This is a genomic window from Streptomyces kronopolitis (genome assembly GCF_014646275.1).
GTDB lineage: Bacteria > Actinomycetota > Actinomycetes > Streptomycetales > Streptomycetaceae > Streptomyces > Streptomyces kronopolitis.
On record NZ_BMND01000001.1, the window covers coordinates 140,155 to 157,145 of the forward strand.

The 16,991-nt window shown below is 73.4% G+C and carries 12 protein-coding genes; 4 read left to right on the top strand and 8 right to left on the bottom strand.

Features of this window, described 5'->3' with window-relative positions; translation table 11 throughout:
* Nucleotides 1–330: 330 nt before the first annotated feature.
* On the top strand, nt 331–1,206 hold the full coding sequence (locus IEY78_RS00595) for a fumarylacetoacetate hydrolase family protein (RefSeq protein ID WP_189095329.1): 876 nt from the start codon (nt 331–333) through the stop codon (nt 1,204–1,206).
* On the opposite strand, the gene IEY78_RS00600 is transcribed toward IEY78_RS00595, so the two are convergent.
* The 3 genes from IEY78_RS00600 to IEY78_RS00610 all read right to left on the bottom strand — a co-directional run bounded on the left by IEY78_RS00600 (nt 1,185) and on the right by IEY78_RS00610 (nt 5,702).
* Nucleotides 1,185–2,003, bottom strand: a complete 819-nt coding sequence (locus IEY78_RS00600) for an IclR family transcriptional regulator (protein ID WP_189095331.1) — start codon at nt 2,001–2,003, stop codon at nt 1,185–1,187. The genes IEY78_RS00595 and IEY78_RS00600 overlap by 22 nt on opposite strands.
* Nucleotides 2,004–2,274: 271 nt before the next feature.
* Nucleotides 2,275–3,453: a MalY/PatB family protein gene (locus IEY78_RS00605; RefSeq protein WP_189095333.1), complete on the bottom strand. Its 1,179-nt coding sequence runs from the start codon at nt 3,451–3,453 to the stop codon at nt 2,275–2,277.
* 83 nt (nt 3,454–3,536) lie between these two features.
* Nucleotides 3,537–5,702, bottom strand: coding sequence for a SpoIIE family protein phosphatase (locus IEY78_RS00610; protein ID WP_189095334.1), 2,166 nt, complete (start codon nt 5,700–5,702; stop codon nt 3,537–3,539).
* Between the two features lie 351 nt (nt 5,703–6,053).
* On the opposite strand from IEY78_RS00610, the gene IEY78_RS00615 reads away from it, so the two are divergent.
* Both IEY78_RS00615 and IEY78_RS00620 read left to right on the top strand, forming a co-directional pair.
* A complete protein-coding gene (locus tag IEY78_RS00615) occupies nt 6,054–6,848 on the top strand; it encodes a GNAT family N-acetyltransferase (protein WP_189095335.1) in 795 nt (264 codons plus the stop codon).
* 9 nt (nt 6,849–6,857) lie between these two features.
* Nucleotides 6,858–7,964, top strand: coding sequence for a CapA family protein (locus IEY78_RS00620; RefSeq protein ID WP_189095336.1), 1,107 nt, complete (start codon nt 6,858–6,860; stop codon nt 7,962–7,964).
* A gap of 7 nt (nt 7,965–7,971) precedes the next feature.
* Here IEY78_RS00620 and IEY78_RS00625 read toward each other — a convergent pair whose 3' ends face one another.
* The 5 genes from IEY78_RS00625 to IEY78_RS00645 all read right to left on the bottom strand — a co-directional run bounded on the left by IEY78_RS00625 (nt 7,972) and on the right by IEY78_RS00645 (nt 15,184).
* A complete protein-coding gene (locus IEY78_RS00625; protein ID WP_189095337.1) occupies nt 7,972–9,675 on the bottom strand; it encodes a cholesterol oxidase substrate-binding domain-containing protein in 1,704 nt (567 codons plus the stop codon).
* A gap of 127 nt (nt 9,676–9,802) precedes the next feature.
* Nucleotides 9,803–10,459: a nucleotide exchange factor GrpE gene (gene grpE / locus IEY78_RS00630; protein WP_189095338.1), complete on the bottom strand. Its 657-nt coding sequence runs from the start codon at nt 10,457–10,459 to the stop codon at nt 9,803–9,805.
* Nucleotides 10,456–12,336: a molecular chaperone DnaK gene (dnaK, locus tag IEY78_RS00635; protein WP_189095339.1), complete on the bottom strand. Its 1,881-nt coding sequence runs from the start codon at nt 12,334–12,336 to the stop codon at nt 10,456–10,458. Before dnaK ends, grpE begins: the two co-directional genes overlap by 4 nt.
* Nucleotides 12,337–12,637: 301 nt before the next feature.
* Nucleotides 12,638–13,702 (bottom strand): type III polyketide synthase, encoded by a 1,065-nt coding sequence (locus tag IEY78_RS00640; RefSeq protein WP_189095341.1) that lies wholly within the window; start codon nt 13,700–13,702, stop codon nt 12,638–12,640.
* A 273-nt stretch (nt 13,703–13,975) separates the two neighbouring features.
* Nucleotides 13,976–15,184, bottom strand: coding sequence for a cytochrome P450 (locus IEY78_RS00645; RefSeq protein ID WP_189095343.1), 1,209 nt, complete (start codon nt 15,182–15,184; stop codon nt 13,976–13,978).
* Between the two features lie 591 nt (nt 15,185–15,775).
* On the opposite strand from IEY78_RS00645, the gene IEY78_RS00650 reads away from it, so the two are divergent.
* On the top strand, nt 15,776–16,990 hold the full coding sequence (locus IEY78_RS00650) for an EfeM/EfeO family lipoprotein (protein WP_189095345.1): 1,215 nt from the start codon (nt 15,776–15,778) through the stop codon (nt 16,988–16,990).
* Nucleotide 16,991: the final 1 nt, after the last annotated feature.

The following is a 16,991-nucleotide window of genomic DNA, read 5'->3' on the forward strand; positions in this document are numbered from 1 at the left end:
ACCACATCCCACCACGTGCCCCCACGTCCCAACGGGTGGGAACCGGTGCGGTGTTGAAGGAGGGGGCATGGCAAGGAAGATCACACGGCGGGCCGGTACGGCGGACCGTGCGGCGCCCGCCCCCGAGCACCGAAAAACCCTTGTTCCGGGCGTCCTCCCGTCCCGCCCGAGCGGCGGGGCCGGTGCCTTTCCATGCCGGCCGCGGCCAAGTCGCCCGGCGGCGGGCCCCGTCGCCGCCCCGGGGCCGGGTGCCCCGTTGTCCGGTAGTCCGTCCCACTGAGCAGCGCGCCCCGCCGTGCCGCGGGGCGCCCATCGCCCTGGAGCACACCCATGCATCTGGCCACCGCCACCCATCAGGGGCGCCGCAGGCTCGTCGGCCGGCTCGCACCGCAGCACCCCTGGCGGCTGGCGCCGGCCTCGGTCACCCTCGCGGAGGTCATCGAGGGCGGCGTCCTGCCCTGGTCGTGGCGCGAGCTGCCGATCGGAGCGGACCCGGTGCCATCCCTGCCCTACCGGCCGGGCGCGCTGTACGGGGTCGGGCCGAACTACCCGGGGACTTCGGCGGAGATGGGCCGGTCCCGGCCCGCCGAGCCCGTCCTCTTCCCCAAGCCCTCCTCCGGCGTCATCGGCAGCGGTGAGGTGATCGTCTTCGATCCGGAACGCACCCGGCGCGTCGACCGGGAGGCCGCGCTGGCGGTCGTCATCGGCGGCGAGGCCCACCGCGTGCCCGAGGCGGACGCGCTGCGGTACGTCTTCGGCTACACCGTCGCCAACGACGTCTCTGCCCGTGACCTCCAGGAGCGCGACGGGCAGCGGCTGCGGGGCAAGGGCCCGGACACCTGCTGCCCCCTGGGGCCCGTGGTCGTCACCGCCGACGAGATCCCCGACCCGCACCGGCTGCGGATCCGCACCCGGGTCAACGGCGAGACCGTGCAGGACGGGACGACGGCCGACATGGTCGTCCGCATCCCCGCGCTGATCGCCTGCCTCAGCCGGTTCTTCACCCTGCGGGCGGGCGACGTGGTGCTGACCGGAACCCCGGCCGGCTGCGGCGACTCCATGCGGCCACCGCGCGCGCTGCGCCCGGGAGATGTGCTGGAGTCGGAGGTGGAGGGGATCGGGTGCCTGGTCAACCCGGTGCGGGCCGCGGTGTGCCACAGCGCAGGGACCGGTGGCCCGGGGTATCAGGAGGCGGGCGGCAGATAGCCCAGATCGTGCGAGAGATCCCGGCACACCTGCGCCACCAGCGGTCCGTACGACGGGATCAGCGGCTCCATCCGCTCGGCCACCCCGGCCACGCTGATGCAGGCGACCGGCATCCCGGTGTGGTCGTGGACGGCGGCGCCGCAGCAGCAGCTCGACTCGTCGAACTCCCGTAGGTCCTGGGACCAGCCGCGCTCCCGGGTGCGCGCTATCTCGGCGTGCAGATCCGAGACGGTGGCCGCGGTCACCGGGGACAGCGGGTCGCGGACCAGCTCGATCAGGGTGTCCTCCAGCTTCTGCTGCGGCAGCGCCGCCAGGTAGGCGCGGCCCAGCGAGGTGGAGTGCAGCGGGCGGGCCGCGCCCAGCTCCGCGGTCACCGCGGCCGGCCGGGTGCCGCGCTCGCGGTGGACGAATACCATGGTCAGGCCGTTGGGCACAGCGAGGCTGACGGTTTCCTCGGTGAGTTCGCCGAGGGTGCGCAGCGCGGGCGCCGCCGCGTCCCGCAGGGTGGTCGAGGCCACCGCCGCGGACGCCAGCCGGAGCGCCGCCGGCCCGAGCTGCCACCGCGGCGCGGCCGGTGCCCGCGTCAGCCAGCCCTGCTCCCGCAGCCGGTCGACGAGCCGGTAGGCCGTACTGCGGGTCAGCCCGAGCGCCTGGGCGATCTCCGCGGTCGAACTGCCGCGGTGGCGCGCCACATGGGTCAGGATCGCCAGCCCCCGGTCCAGCGTGCCGGCCGCCCGCTCGCCCGCGCCGCCGCCGTCGGATGCCCGGCCGGACCCCGGCGTCACTGCCTTGCTCATCGTCGCCTCGGCCCTTCCGGTTCATGCTGCGCGGCAGACTCGCCCGGTGACACTAGCCAGCCGATTCCGGCCCTGTCACCGGGACTCGTGCGGCACTGACAGCGATTGCGGCGTTCAACCAACCCGGTGAACGAGACTGTGTCCCGGTGGATGGGACTGTCAAGTGCCGGGGAGGGGCGGGGAGTTCCCCCGGCGGGCCCGGTGCGCGGGCGTGGGCACGGCACCCCGTACGGCGCGTGCCGGTGGCGGTACGGGAGGCATCGCGGGGCCGTCAGCCGAGTGCCGACGCCATCCGCCGCACGGCCTCGGTGAGGAGTTCGGGGGAGGTCGCCAGGTTGAGCCGCACATGACCGGCGCCGCCCGTGCCGAAGTGCGGACCGGGGCTGAAGGCCACCCTGCCCCGTTCGAGGAAGACCGCGGCGGGGTCGTCGCCGAGGCCGAGCTGCCGGCAGTCGAGCCAGGCGAGATAGGTGCCCTCGGCCGGCCGGTAGCGGACCCGGGGCAGCCGCTCGGCCAGCAGGGAGGCCAGCAGCCGCCGGTTGCCGTCGAGGCCGCCGCGCACCGCGTCGAGCCAGTCGCCGCCCTCGCGCAGCGCGGCGGTGTGGGCCAGCACGCCGACATGGCTGGGGCCGTGGCTGACCTCCTCCGGGAGGCGGGCCAGATCGTCGGCCGCGGCGGGCCCGGCGAGGGCGAGCGCGGCCTTGAGCCCGGCCAGGTTCCACGCCTTGGAGGCCGACATCAGCGACAGGCCGCGCTCCGCCCCGGGCACGCTCAGATAGGGCACGAAGGCGGCGTCCAGGGCCACCACCGGCGCATGGATCTCATCGGCGACGACCCGCACGCCGTAGCGGTCCGCCAGCGCCGCCACCGCGGACAGCTCCTCGGCGCTGTGCACCGTGCCCGTGGGATTGTGCGGACTGCACAGCAGGTACGCGGCCCGGCCCCGGTCCGCGACGGCGTGCCGGAAGGCCTCCTCCAGCACGGCGAGGTCGATCCGCAGGTCCTCGCCCAGCGGAGCCTCCACCACGCGCCGGTCCATGTGCGTCACGAACTGGTAGAACGGCGCGTAGACGGGGCAGTTGACCACCACCGGGTCGCCCGGCCCGGTGACCAGGGAGAGCATCTCGACGACGCCCAGCATCACATCGGGCACGATCGCGGTGCGCGCCACGTCGATCCCGTCCCAACCCCAGCGCGCCCGGGCGAAGTCGGCCAGCGCCCGGGCGTACCCCGTCCCCGCCGGGTAGCCGGTGTCGCCGCGGGCCAGCGCCTCGGTGACCGCCCGGACGACCGGGGGAGCGAGCGGCACATCCATCTCCGCCACCCACAGCGGCAGCACGTCGTCCGGGTAGGTGCGCCACTTCATGCTGGTGCGCAGCCGCAGCTCGTCGAGGGTGAGCCGGCGCAGGGGGTCGGTGTCGTCGGAATCGTCGCGGGGCGCGTGGTCCATGAGCCCAAAATAGGCACGTTCCGCCCGGCGCGGCAGGGGGAGCAACGGGCCAGATGCGCCCACCGGCCGGTGCCGGGGCCGCTTCAGACCGCGGTCAGGATCAAAGCGGCCTGGTCATCGGGCGTGGAGGGGCCCGCGAAGGCGGTCACCGCGGCATTGACCGCCGCGATGAGACCGGGGGCGCCGGAGGATCCGCACCCCAGGAGGGCCTCGGCCAGCCGGTGCTCGTCGAAGAACTCGCCGTCGGCCGAGCGCGCCTCGGTGATGCCGTCGGTGACCAGGACCAGGCTGTCGCCCGGATACAGCTCCACCCGGCACGGCGAGCCGTCGAATTCCGGGGCGACCCCCAGCAGCAGCCCCGACTGCGCGAGTTGCTCCACGGTGCCGTCGGTGCGGCGGACGAGCGGCGGGACATGGCCGGCGCGCAGCAGCTCCAGCGTGAGCGGGGAGGTGCCGGGCAGCAGTTCCCCGTAGACCAGCGAGACGAAGTCGTCGGCGTTGACGGAGCTGCTGGTCAGCGCGTCGTTGATGGCGCCGACCACGGCCGCCGGGTCGTGCAGCAGGCGCGCGGCGGCGCGCGCGGTGTGGCGGACCATGCCGGTGGTGGTCGCCGCCGCCGCGCCGCGGCCGCGCACATCGCCGATCATCACCGCCCAGCGGTCGTCCGGCAGCGGGAAGACATCGTAGAAGTCACCGCCGACATCGAGTCCCTCGCCGGCCGGGTGGTAGGACGCCGCCAGCTGGGCCCCGGGGATCGTGGGCAGCTCGGGCGGCAGCAGGCCGGCCTGGAGGTCGCGGGCGAGCTGGACGCGGTCGGAGAACTGGTGGGCGTTGTCGGCGCTGGCGGCGGCCCGGCTGGCCAGCTCCTCGGCGAGGGCGATGATGTGGTCGTCCAGCGGGCGGCCGGTGGCCAGCAGGGTCAGCACGCCGAAGGTGCGGCCGCGGGTGGCCAGCGGAACGCAGACGTATCCGGCGCTGCCGGGCAGCCCGGAGCGGGTGCCCGAGCGGTCGGTCTCCGTGCTGCCGGAGGCCAGGACGTGCGCCACCGCCTCGTCGATCCGGTCGCGTACGCCGGGGGAGGCGAGGAAGTCCTCGTCGGCGCGGGTGGCGGCGGCGACCGCGATCCGTTGGGTCCGGCCGTCCTCCAGCACATGGACGGTGCACAGCGGCGCCAGCGTCGGCACGGTCAGCCGGGCCAGGCACTGCAGGCAGTCGGTGAAGTGCGGCTCGCGGGTGATGGCGGTGCTGGCGTCCAGCACGAAGGCCAGGTCCTCGCGGGCCTCCTTCTCCCGCTCCTGCGCGGCGCGGCCGGCCTCCGTGGCCTGGTGGCGCTCGATGGCCAGGGCGGCGGTGCGGGCGAACGCCGAGCTGAGGGCGAGGTCCTGCTCGTCGGGGGCCTTGGGGGTGCGGTGGTACATCGCGAAGGTGCCCAGCAGCCGGCCGTCCGCGCTCATGATCGGGGTGGACCAGCACGCGGCGACCCCGGCCCGTGCCGCCAGATCGCGGAAGCCCTCCCACAGCGGGTCGGTGGAGATGTCGGTGACGATCACCGGGGTCCGCTGATGGGCGGCGGTGCCGCACGAGCCCACGCTCTCCCCGGTGGTGATGCCGTCGACCGAGGCGTTGAAGAAGTCGGGCAGACTCGGGCCGGTGCCGTGCCACAGATGCCGGCCGTCGTCGTCGCTGAGCAGTACCGAGACGAGCATGCCCGGCGACAGCTCCTCGATGGCCAGGGCCATGCCCGTCAGGATCTCGGCCAGCGGGGCGTCGCGCGCGATGCGCTCCAGCAGGACCCGCTGCTCGGCGGCGAGCAGCTGGGCGTGGTGGTGGGAGGTGGTTTCCACCGCGATCACGACCACGCCGTCCACCCTGCCGACGGCATCCCGGCGCGGTTCGTAGGTGAAGTCGAAGAACCCCTCCCGCTCCGCCCCCGGTGCGCCCAGGATCAGCCGTCCGGCGCGGGCCCGGTGGGCGACGCCGCTGCGGTACACCGCGTCCAGCCGGTCGAGGACGCCCTGCGCGGCCAGCTCCGGGACCAGCTCCCCGAGCGGCGTGCCCGCACGGTCGGGGTCGCCCCCGATCGCCTCGAAGAAGGCCGGATTGGCGGCCTCCAGCAGATGCTGCGGGCCGCTCAGCGCAGCGAAGATCACCGGCGCTTGACCGAAGAGGTCCTCGTACTCCTCGCGTCGCAGAGGAGGGGACCGTAGGTGCGCGGTGACCGCGTCAAGACGGTCCGAATCCAGGGACATGACCATGCCCTCTCTTGCTCACACCGACCGCGCGGCCGAGTCACTTCCCACTGTGACACACCGCACCGTGGAGCGGCCCAGGCCCGAGCCGCGGCGGACACCGGGCGGAACCGGTCGGCTACGGCGGGCTCCCGGCTCCGGAGAGCACGGGTCCGGGGAAGCAGTCCGTACGTCCCGGGGCGGTGCCGTCCGTTCGGTGTATCCGCCCTCTCCTCGGCGGGGAGAGCGCCCGGAATACGCCGATCCTCCCGTACTGTCCTGGTGGCCGCCGCCGCCCCCGTGGACCGCCGGCAACTCACCGGGCGGCGGGGAGGCGCGCTCCGGGCCGTCCCGCGACACCCGAGGAACGCCGTGATCGAACTCGCCCCGGACCAACTCCCCGCGCTCTCGGCCTGGTTCACCGCCGGGGCCCCGGGAACGGCCGCGCTGGCCGAGCACGTGCGGGCCACCGGGACCGGCCGCTGGTGGGCCGACCGCGCCACCGACCCCCGCACCGTGGCCGTGAGCTGCGCCGGCCATGTGCTGCTCCGCGGCGACCCGGGCGCCCTGGCCCCCGGCGCGCTCGCGGTCTTCGACGGGCACTATGTGCGGGCGGCCGACCGCTTCCGACCGGCACTGGGCAGCGCCTTCGGCCGGCTCGTGCCCTGGGAGCGGATGCTCTGGGTCCACCGGGTCCCGGCGCCGGCCGCGCGCCCGCCGCACGGCGTGACGGTGCGCAGGCTGGCACCCGGGGACGCGCCGGCGCTCACCGCCCTCACCACGGACGCCGCGTGGATCCACGCCACCTGGGGCGGCCCGTCCGCGCTCGCCGCCTCCGGGCGGGGCTGGGCGGCCCTCGACCGGGACCGGATGCTCGCCCTCGCCTGCACCTACGTCCAGGGCACCGCCTACGAGGACCTCGCCTGCTTCACCGACCCCGCCCACCGCCGCCGGGGTCTGGCCCTGGCCTGTGTGACCGCCCTGTGCCGGGATGTCGCCGCCCGCGGCCGCACCGCGAGCTGGACCTGCTCCCGCGACCACCGCCCCAGCCGGCTCCTCGCCTGGAACACCGGCTTCCGGCTGCGCCACGAGTACGTGCACTACTTCACCGGGCAGCCGGCCGCGCACCCGCCCGTCCGCCGGGAAACCCCGCCCGTGCGGGCCTAACGTGGAGGCATGGGCGGGGACCTGCTCACGCTGTTCCTCTGCGGTGACGTCATGCTCGGCCGCGGGGTCGACCAGATCCTGCCGCATCCCGGAGACCCGGAACTGCGCGAGGGCTACACGTACGACGCCCGTGACTATGTCGCGCTGGCGGAGGTGGCGAACGGCCCCGTGCCCCGTCCGGTGCCCTTCTCCTGGCCGTGGGGCGAGGCGCTGCAGCTGCTCGACGCGGCGGCGCCCGACGTCCGGGTGCTCAACCTGGAAACCGGCATCACCCGGCACTCCGGGTTCGCCCCCGGCAAGGCGATCCACTACCGGATGAACCCGGCGAACCTCCCGTGCCTGGCCGCCGCCCGCCCGGACGTCTGCGTCCTCGCCAACAACCACGTCCTCGACTTCGGCCGCAGCGGACTGGCGGAGACCCTCGCCACGCTGGCGGCGGCGGGGCTGCGGACGGCCGGGGCCGGCGCGGACGCCGCGGCCGCGAGCCGCCCGGCGACCGTCCCCGTCGCGGGCGGCCGCCGGGTGCTGGTCCTCTCCATCGGGATGCCCTCCAGCGGCATCCCCGGCGGCTGGGCCGCGACCGCGGACCGGTCCGGGGTCGCCTTCGTGCCCGGGCCCTCCCCGGCCGCCGCGGCCGCCCTCACCGACCGGATATGGCAGCTCAGGCAGCCGGGCGACCTCGTGGTGGCCTCCGTCCACTGGGGCCCCAACTGGGGCTATCACGTGCCCCGCGACGAGGCAGCCTTCGCCCACGCGCTGCTGGACGGCGGGGCGGACGTCGTCCACGGGCACTCCTCGCACCACCCCCGCGCCCTGGAGGCCTACCGCGGCAAGCTGGTGATCCACGGCTGCGGCGACCTCATCGACGACTACGAGGGCATCACCGGCTACGAGCACTACCGGGACGACCTGCGGCTGCTGTACCTCGTCTCGCTGGACGCGGACACCGGCCGGCTCCGCGAACTGCGGATCACCCCGCTGCGGTCCCGCCGGCTGCGGCTGTGCCCGGCCACCGCGGAGGACCTCAGGTGGCTGCGCGGACTCCTGGACACCATCGCCACCGGCTTCGCCCCGTGCACGGCCGCCGGACCGGTGCTCACCCTGCGCCCCGCCTAGGCCGTCCTCAGGGCAGCAAGGTGTCGAGGAAGGCGTTGGAGAACACCCGGGACGGGTCGTAGGAGTTCAGCGTCTCCCGGGCCGTGCGCCAGTTGTCGAACGCGGCCGGCACCGTGCCGCCCACCACGGAGGAGTCCGTCCACGGCCCGCCGTCCGTGTAGGCCCAGCCCTTGGACCACTCGGGCCGCACGGTCGCGTAGGAGCCGGTGTAGTTCTGCCAGATCCACTGCTCCAGCTCGCGGAAGAAGGGCGTGGCGCCGGGCGTGCCGGGATAGGTGGCGAAGTCGAGCCACACCACGGTGTCCCACTCGGGATGGTCGGGGCGCACCCGCGCCGGGGACAGCAGGGGCCCGTCGGCGGGGTCCGTGCCGGTGATGCGCAGCTCGATCGGGCCGTTGACCGGGTAGGAGCCGCGGTTCTGGTACGTGGTCAGCAGGCTCTGGTAGCGGGCGTGGAACTCGTGCACCACGCGCTGCACGTTCGCCCGGGAGGTCAGCACCGCCCAGCCCGCCTCGACGATCCGCAGCGTCGTCGGCTCGACGTACAGCAGGCTGTTCTTCGACCAGCCCCACACGTCCCAGGTGCCGGTGACGATCAGCCCGGACCCCACGATGGACATCGCGAGCTTGGTGAACACCGGTGTCTTGTCGCCGCCGCCCGCGGCGATCTGCCCCAGCAGCTTCGACATGTCCTCGGTGACGCGGTTGGCGAAGGTGTAGGCGTAGGGCCCGTCGAGCTGCTTGGCGAACAGCGGCTTGTCCGGTGCCACGCTCCACACCTTCAGCCACGGCACATCGGTGAACGGGAACCAGATGGCCTCGACGCGGCCGGTGCGGTCCACGTAGGAGCCCAGGGTGCGCCCGCCGGTGCCGGGCGGCCCGAAGACCGTGGCCACGTTCACGTCGTACCAATTCTGGCAGCGGATACGGGTGTTGGCCGCGGCGGTCATCGTCACCTCGGTGACGAAGGCGCGCCCCAGGTGCACCAGGAAGGCGCGGAGGTCCGCGTCGCCGCGGGTGAAGGTCTTGAGGACGTAGCGGCCGTCCGCCGCGCTCCACACCACGGCGGTGAGCGAGGTGACCAGCGCGCTCAGCGTGCCGAAGCCGGAGCCCGCGGGCGGATTCTCGGTGGCGGTCGGCACCCCGGTGCCGTGCCCGCCGATGGCGAGCACCCCGCCGAGGGTGAGATCGCCCGGCGCGGTGGTGGTGGCCAGGCCGAGCCCGGACTCCTCCAGACGCGCGAGGAGGGTGTCGAGGGTCGCCCCGGTCTGCGCGGTGACGCTGCCGGGGCTGCCGCCGCGCACGCTGACCGCGGTGAGGTGGGTGGTGGTGTCGACGAGGACCGTGCGGCTGGTGTCGGCGCCGGCGGGCAGCACCAGCGGCGACCAGGTGTGGCCCTTGCCGCGGGCCCGGAGCCGGTAGCCGTGCTGATGCGCCCAGTTCGCGAGGGCGACGACGTCGTCGGGGGTGCGGGCCGTCGCGGTCCAGACGTTCTCGACCACGATCTCCAGCGACCAGTTGCGGAAGGCCTGCTGGGCGAGCGGGATGCCGGCGGGGAAGTCGGGTGGCGGGGCGAGGGTGGCCGCGGCGCTGCCCGCGGGGATGCGGTAGGCGGGGCGCAACCCCGCGGCCGCCGCGAGGCCCGCGGCGGCGGCCCCGCCCAGGAGCGAACGGCGGGTGAGGGAGTGGTGTCGAGCGCTCTCGTCGGACATGGCGGTCCTTCCGGCACGCGGCTCGCGGCGTGCCGCCCCGCTGCACCGCGTACGCGTCGTAGAGGTGAGAACCGTACGAGCGCCCCGGTGCGGTGGGGGTGTGCCGGAAGGGTAGGGTGACGGGCCGTCAGTTGCAATGCCCGTGCGGTGCCGGGCGGTTGCCGCCTCCCGTGGTGGCCGCGGGCCGGCCGGCGGGCGGCCCGGTGACGGCCACCTGCGCCGGGCGCAGCAGCTGGTCGCCGACTCGGTAGCCCTGACGCAGCACCTCGGTGCACAGGGCGCGGTCGAGCTTCTCGTCGCGGGTGTAGGTCACCGCCTCGTGGATCCGCGGGTCGAAGGGGGCACCCGCCGCGCCGACCGGCGCCAGGCCCAGCGCCGCGAGTTCGGCCTCCAGCGACTCGGCGATCCGCCGGAAGCCGCCGGTCACCTCGCCCTGCTCCCCGGCCTCGGCCAGCGAGTCGAGGACGGGCAGCAGCCGGCTCAGCACATTGGCGACGGCGATCTCCCCGACCGCCTGGCGGTCGCGGTGCACCCGCTTGCGGTAGTTGTCGAACTCGGCCTTCAGCCGCTGGAGATCGGCGGTCCGCTCCCGGAGTTCGGCACCCAGCGCCGCCGTCGGCGAGGCCGGCCGCTCGGCGTCCCGGCCGCCGCCGGCCTTCCGTCCGGGCCCTTCCTCCCCCTCGGCCGTACGGGGCGGCAGCGGCCCGGGGCCGTCCGAGGGCCCGTGTCCGACGAGCGCCAGCGGCGGGTGGCCGGAACCGCGCACATGGGGCGGGCGGTTCATCGGGCGCCTCCCTCCTGCTTGTCGTCGTCCACGATCTCCGCGTCGACGACATCGTCCTGCTCGCCGCCGGCCGCCGCGCCGCCCTCGCCGGCGCCGTCCGCGGCCGCCCCGGAGGCCTGCGCCTGCGCCTGCGAGTCCGCGTACATGGCCTGGCCGAGCTTCTGCGAGACGGCGGCGACCTTCTCGGTGGCCGTGCGGATCTCGGAGGTGTCTTCCCCCTTGAGCTTCTCCTTCAGCTCGCCGACGGCCTCCTCGACCTCGGTCTTGATCTCGCCGGGGACCTTCTCCTCGTTGTCCTTGAGGAACTTCTCGGTCTGGTAGACGAGCTGCTCGGCCTGGTTGCGGGTCTCCGCGGTCTCCCGCTTGCGGCGGTCCTCCTCGGCGTGGTGCTCGGCGTCGCGGACCATCCGGTCGATGTCGTCCTTCGGCAGCGAGGAGCCGCCGGTGACGGTCATCTTCTGCTCCTTGCCGGTGCCCAGGTCCTTCGCGGTGACGTGCATGATGCCGTTGGCGTCGATGTCGAAGGAGACCTCGATCTGCGGGACCCCGCGAGGGGCCGGCGGCAGGCCGGTCAGCTGGAACATCCCGAGCTTCTTGTTGTACGCCGCGATCTCGCGCTCGCCCTGGTAGACCTGGATCTGCACGGACGGCTGGTTGTCCTCGGCCGTGGTGAAGATCTCGGAGCGCTTGGTCGGGATCGTGGTGTTGCGCTCCAGCAGCTTGGTCATGATGCCGCCCTTGGTCTCGATGCCCAGGGACAGCGGGGTGACGTCCAGCAGCAGGACGTCCTTGACCTCGCCCTTGAGCACACCGGCCTGGAGGCTGGCGCCGAGGGCCACGACCTCGTCCGGGTTGACGCCCTTGTGCGGGTCCTTGCCGGTCAGCTCCTTGACCAGCTCGGTCACCGCGGGCATCCGGGTCGAGCCGCCGACCAGGATCACGTGATTGACGTCGGAGACCTCGATCCCGGCGTCCCGCACCGCGTTGTGGAACGGCGACTTGCAGCGCTCCAGCAGGTCGGCGGTGAGCTGCTCGAACTGGGAGCGGGTGAGCTTCTCGTCCAGGTGCAGCGGGCCGTCGGCCGAGGCGCTCAGATACGGCAGGTTGATCGTGGTCTCGGTCGCCGCGGACAGCTCGATCTTCGCCTTCTCGGCGGCCTCCCGCAGACGCTGGGTGGCCATCTTGTCCTTGGACAGATCGATGCCGTACGCGTTCTTGAACTGCTTGGTCAGATAGTCGACGATCCGCTGGTCCCAGTCGTCGCCGCCCAGGTGGGTGTCGCCGTTGGTGGCCTTCACCTCGACGACCCCGTCGCCGATCTCCAGCAGCGAGACGTCGAAGGTGCCGCCGCCGAGGTCGAAGACCAGGATGGTCTGGTCGTTCTCCTTGTCGAGTCCGTAGGCCAGCGCGGCCGCGGTCGGCTCGTTGACGATCCGCAGCACCTTCAGGCCGGCGATCTCCCCGGCCTCCTTGGTGGCGGTGCGCTGGGCGTCGTTGAAGTAGGCCGGCACGGTCACGACGGCGTCCGTCACGTCCTCGCCCAGGTACTCCTCGGCATCGCGCTTGAGCTTCTGCAGGACCCGCGCGGAGATCTCCTGTGCGGTGAAGCGCTTGCCGTCGATGTCACCGTGCTCCGGGAAGCGCCAGTCGGCCTCGCCCATGTGGCGCTTGACCGAGCGCGCGGTGCGGTCCACGTTGGTCACCGCCTGCCGCTTGGCCACCTCGCCCACCAGGACGTCCCCGCCCTTGGCGAAGCCCACCACCGACGGGGTGGTCCGGGCGCCCTCGGAGTTGGTGATGACCGTGGGCTCGCCGCCCTCCAGCACACTGACCACCGAGTTCGTCGTACCGAGGTCGATACCCACTGCACGTGCCATGGTCTTCTTCTCCTCGCGTCGCGGCCGACTCCCGGAGCGGCCCGTGATCAGGGGGCTGCGGAGGGGCACGGTGCACGGGCTCCGCCGCGGGGCGGGCGCCCGGTCCGCCCGCCACCGGGCGTCGGCGCTGCATGAAGCGTGCCGATATATCTGTAAAGATATTCCCATTCAACGCAAAAGGGATGTATGCGCCAGTTCTGGGGCGCTTCCGGCCGCCGCAGGGCCCGGGACGCGGCCCGGGCGGGCGCGGACCCGGCGGTGCGCCCGGCGGAACACCACCGGGCGCACCGCCGGGCCGCGCTCACCTCGCCGGCACCGGGGCCGAGGTCCACGTGCCGAGGGCGATCTCGGCGGTGATGCCGGGCCCGAAGCCCGCCAGCAGGCCGCGCTGACCGTCGAGCGCCGAGTCCTCGTCGAACATCCGGCCCAGGGCGTCGAGCACCACCGCGCTGGCGATGTTGCCGTACTCGGTGAGCGTCGCGCGGCTGAAGCGGAACGCCTCCGGCGGCACGTCCAGGAAGTGGCACAGGTCGTCCAGGATGCGCGGGCCGCCCGCGTGGACGATGTAGAAGTCCAGGTCGCCCGCGTTCCATTCGTGCTGCTCCGCCATGGCGCGCAGGGCGGGGGCGAGCGGCTTCATGGTGCCGGGCACGCGCTTGTCCAACTGGAAGTGGAATCCCGTGGAGCGCACCGCGTAGGAGATCCAGTCCTCGGTGTTCGGGATCAGGTACGAGCCGTTGCGCTCCAGGCTGATGCCGGTGCCGCCGTTGCCCCGCACCACGGCCGCGGCGACCGCGTCCCCGAACAGCCCGTTGGACAGCAGCGATCCGACGCCCAGATCGGTGGGCTGGTAGCACAGCGAGCAGAACTCGCACGCCACGATCAGCACGTTCGCGTCCGGGTAGGCCTTGCAGTAGTCGTGCGCCCGGTTCACCGCGGCTCCGCCCGCGGCGCAGCCGAGTTGGGCGATCGGCATCTGCCGGGTCTCCGGCCGGAAGCCCAGGGTGTTGATGAGCCAGGCGCTCAGCGCCGGCATCATGAACCCGGTGCACGAGACGTAGACGATCAGGTCGATCTGCTGTGGCTCCAGTTCGGCCTGGTCGAGTGCCGTGCGCACCACGGCGGGGACACGGGCCTTGGACTCCTGCTCGTACACCGCGTTGCGGGCGTCGAGACCCGGGTGCTTGAGCACCTTGTCGATCGGCTGGATCAGATGCCGTTTGAGGACACCGGTGTGCTCGATGAGCCGGAGCACGAGTCTCAGCTGCGAGTGGTCCTTGTGCAGCCGTTGTGCGAGTTCGAGGGTGTCGTCCTGGGTGATGACGTATTCAGGGACCGCGATTGCAGGTTTGCACAGAACCGCCATGGGATGCACTCCTTGCAGACCAGGGACCGCCTTTTCGGAATTCCCCTCACGGATTGCGAGTCGTATTCGGCCGGTGAATCCGCCGCGGTGCCGTGCCCGGATCAAACGGGGCAGGGAAACCGCCGGCGGGCCCACGGGCCCGGGGTCGGCGACTCTTGAGGGAAAGGGCGGGCCAGTCGAAGAATGACCTCTCCCCGTGCAGATGGATCATCTTTCCGACTTGTAACCGTACGCCGGCCGGGTGAGTTCTGCATTCCGCTGCGCCGGCCGCGGTCACCAGGCGACCGGCAACTCCAGCGGATAGCGCCAGATCGAGGTCGTGTTCCAGCGCACCTCCTCGGCCGGCTTCGCCAGCCGCAGGTCCGGGAAGCGCTCCAGCAGGGCCGTGAGGGCGACTTCGAGCTCCGTGAAGGCCAGCGGGGCGCCCAGGCAGTGGTGCCCGCCCCAGCCGAACGTCATGTGGGACGGCTTGCCGTCACGCTCCAGATCCAGCTCGTCGGGCCGGTCGAACTTCCGCGGATCCCGGTTCGCCGTCAGATAGGAGACGTGCACGATGTCCCCGGCACGGATCGTCACCCCGCTCAACTCCACGTCCTCGGTGGCGACCCGGGGGATGCCGACGCCCTTGCGGAACGGAATGAAGCGCAGCATCTCCTCCATGGCCTGCGGCAGCATCTCGGGCCGGGAGCGCAGCATGGCCAGCTCCGCGGGCCGGGTCAGCAGCGTGTAGGCGAGGTTGCCGATCTCGTACGTGGTGGTGTCCTGGCCCGTGATGAGCAGCACCATCGCCATGACGGTGAGTTCCTGGTCATTGAGGATCTCGTCCCCGTCCCGCGCGGTGGCCAGCGCGCTGATCAGGTCGTCGCCCGGGTGCTGACGGCGCTTGGCGGTCAGTGTCTTGAAGTAGCCGCGCATGTCGGCCTTGGCCCGCACGGCCTTGTCCCGGTTGTCGAGGCTGACGTTCATCATGGTCCGGGCGTGCGCGCGCAACTGGCCGCGGTCGGCCTCGGGGATGTCCAGCACCTCGCAGATGGTGGTCAGCGGCAGCGGCGAGGCCAGGCTCTCCATGAGGTCCGCCGGCGAGCCGTGCGCGGTCATCCGGTCCAGCAGCTCGTCCACGACGTGCTGGGTGCCGGCCCGCATGCGCTCCACCTGGCGCGGCGCGAAGGCCTTGGAGACCAGGCTCCGCAGCCGGCTGCTGGCCGGCGGGTCCATCACGTTGATCGCCTCGTCCTGGACGATGGGCTCCGGCGTCATCCGGGGGAAGTCCCGGCCGATGACGCCGCTGCGGCTGAAGCGCCGGTCGGTGGTCACCGTGCGGACGTCCTCGTACTTGGTGACGAGCCACGCCTCGCCCTCGCCGTACGGCAGCCGGATACGGGCCACCGGTTCCTCCTGCAGCAGGCGCTTGAGCGTGGGGTCGAATTCAAGAGCCTCGGCATAGTCGAATGGGCAGTTCCAGACCTTGGCACCGGATTCCATAACGAACTCCCGACGTGAGGAGGGGGCGAGCGGATTCACCGCTTGCGCACAGAGCACAGGGCGCCGATGGGCGGCAGCACGCGGCCGCGGACAGAAAAGCGCCCGTTCATTCCAAGGATCGAAACACAGGGATGCCCCGGACGGCCCTTCCACGCGATCGGCCCAGCGGGCTCGGAAACGCGAGGTGTCCCGGCATTCCGGCGGCGCACCGCCCCGGCCGGGCGGCCGGACCGTTGGGCCAATCGGGTGGTGCCGGGGCGGGGCGACCGGTCGGTTTCCCGGCGGGCCGGTGTCGCCCAGGACGCCACCGGGCGCGCCGTGCCGCCCGCGCGGTCCGTACCGCCCGTGCGCCCCGATCCGCCCGCATCGACGCCCGGCGGCCCGGCCGGCGACCGTGCGCGGCGACGGCCCGGTGAACCGCGGGGGAAGTTCTGGCATCTCTTCGGGGGAATGGGTGTTCGGGCGGCGTGCGCTGCATAGCATGTGCAGCGTTGCCCTCGGCCCGGCAGGAGACTCGCCGGAGCCGTGGCGGTGATCCCTCTGCACCAGGCACGCGAGCGCGTGCCGCGAACGACCCCCGGGAGGCTGGGAGTGCCACGATCCGGCCCCGCATGGCTGCGGTCCGCGCGCGCCCGGGGCATCGGCGGCGCACTCCTGGCCGGGGGAGTGCTGGCGACCGTGATCCTGGCCGGCGGCCCGGGGGACGCGGCGGGAGGCACCCGGACCGATGCGGACGGGCTGCCGCACACCGCCGTCGAGGTCTCGTCGAGCGGGTGCGGCCGCGGCTGGACCCACGCCCGCTCCGGGACGCAGGTCTTCGAGCTGCACAACACCTCCAGCGCCGCGGCCGAGGTCTACCTCAAGTCCCCGCGGACCGGGGAGGTCTACGGCGAGACCGAGGGGATCGGCCCCGGGACCACCCGTCGGCTCCGGGTCACCCTGGGGCGGGGTGCCTACGTCTTCATGTGCCTGCCGGACGACGCCGACGCGGTCACCGGGCCCACGGTCCGCATCGGCGGCGGCGGCCGACCGGGCCCGGCGGCCGCCCCGCTCACCCAGCACGACCTGATTCCCCCGGCGCTGGAGTACCAGAAGTGGGTCGCCGGCGGCCTGGACGGCCTCGTCGGCCGGACCGGGACGCTGCGCGACGCCCTCGACCGCGGGGATCTCGCGGGGGCCCGGGAGGCCTGGCTGTCCGCGCACCTCGCCTACGAGCGGCTGGGCGCGGCGTACGGCACCTTCGGCGACGCGGACCAGAAGATCAACGGCACCGGCGCCGGCCTGCCGCGCGGCGACCGCGACCCGGGGTTCACCGGCTTCCACCGCATCGAGTACGGGCTGTGGCACGGCGCCCCGGCCGCCTCCCTGCACGCTCCCGCCGGCGCCCTCCTCGCCACCGTCCGCACGCTCCGGGACGACTGGGCGCAGGAGCGGATGGACCCGGCGGACCTCGGCCTGCGGGCCCACGAAATCCTGGAGAACACCGTCGAGTTCGAGCTGACCGGGCGCACCGACTACGGCAGCGGCAGCAACCTCGCCACCGCGCGCGCCAACATCGACGGCACCCGCGCCGTCCTCAGCCGGCTGCACCCGCTGCTGGTCAGCCGCTACCCCGGGCTGCGGAAGCTGGACGACGACCTGGACCGCACCCGCCGGCTGCTCGACGGCTTCCGGCACGGCGGCCGGTGGACCCCGCCGGACCGGCTGGACCGGGCCCGGCGGGAGCAGGTCAACGCGGTGTTCGGGGACCTGGTGGAACGGCTGGCGTCGGTCGCGACGCTGTGCGACGCGCGGAGAACGGTGTGAC

Excerpts from the sequence above, each read along its gene's own strand:
- IEY78_RS00595 (WP_189095329.1), top strand. The coding sequence starts at position 331 with ATGCATCTGGCCACCGCCACCCATCAGGGGCGCCGCAGGCTCGTCGGC.
- IEY78_RS00600 (WP_189095331.1), bottom strand. The coding sequence starts at position 2,003 with ATGAGCAAGGCAGTGACGCCGGGGTCCGGCCGGGCATCCGACGGCGGC.
- IEY78_RS00605 (WP_189095333.1), bottom strand. The coding sequence starts at position 3,453 with ATGGACCACGCGCCCCGCGACGATTCCGACGACACCGACCCCCTGCGC.
- IEY78_RS00610 (WP_189095334.1), bottom strand. The coding sequence starts at position 5,702 with ATGTCCCTGGATTCGGACCGTCTTGACGCGGTCACCGCGCACCTACGG.
- IEY78_RS00620 (WP_189095336.1), top strand. The coding sequence starts at position 6,858 with ATGGGCGGGGACCTGCTCACGCTGTTCCTCTGCGGTGACGTCATGCTC.
- IEY78_RS00625 (WP_189095337.1), bottom strand. The coding sequence starts at position 9,675 with ATGTCCGACGAGAGCGCTCGACACCACTCCCTCACCCGCCGTTCGCTC.
- grpE (WP_189095338.1), bottom strand. The coding sequence starts at position 10,459 with ATGAACCGCCCGCCCCATGTGCGCGGTTCCGGCCACCCGCCGCTGGCG.
- dnaK (WP_189095339.1), bottom strand. The coding sequence starts at position 12,336 with ATGGCACGTGCAGTGGGTATCGACCTCGGTACGACGAACTCGGTGGTC.
- IEY78_RS00640 (WP_189095341.1), bottom strand. The coding sequence starts at position 13,702 with ATGGCGGTTCTGTGCAAACCTGCAATCGCGGTCCCTGAATACGTCATC.
- IEY78_RS00645 (WP_189095343.1), bottom strand. The coding sequence starts at position 15,184 with ATGGAATCCGGTGCCAAGGTCTGGAACTGCCCATTCGACTATGCCGAG.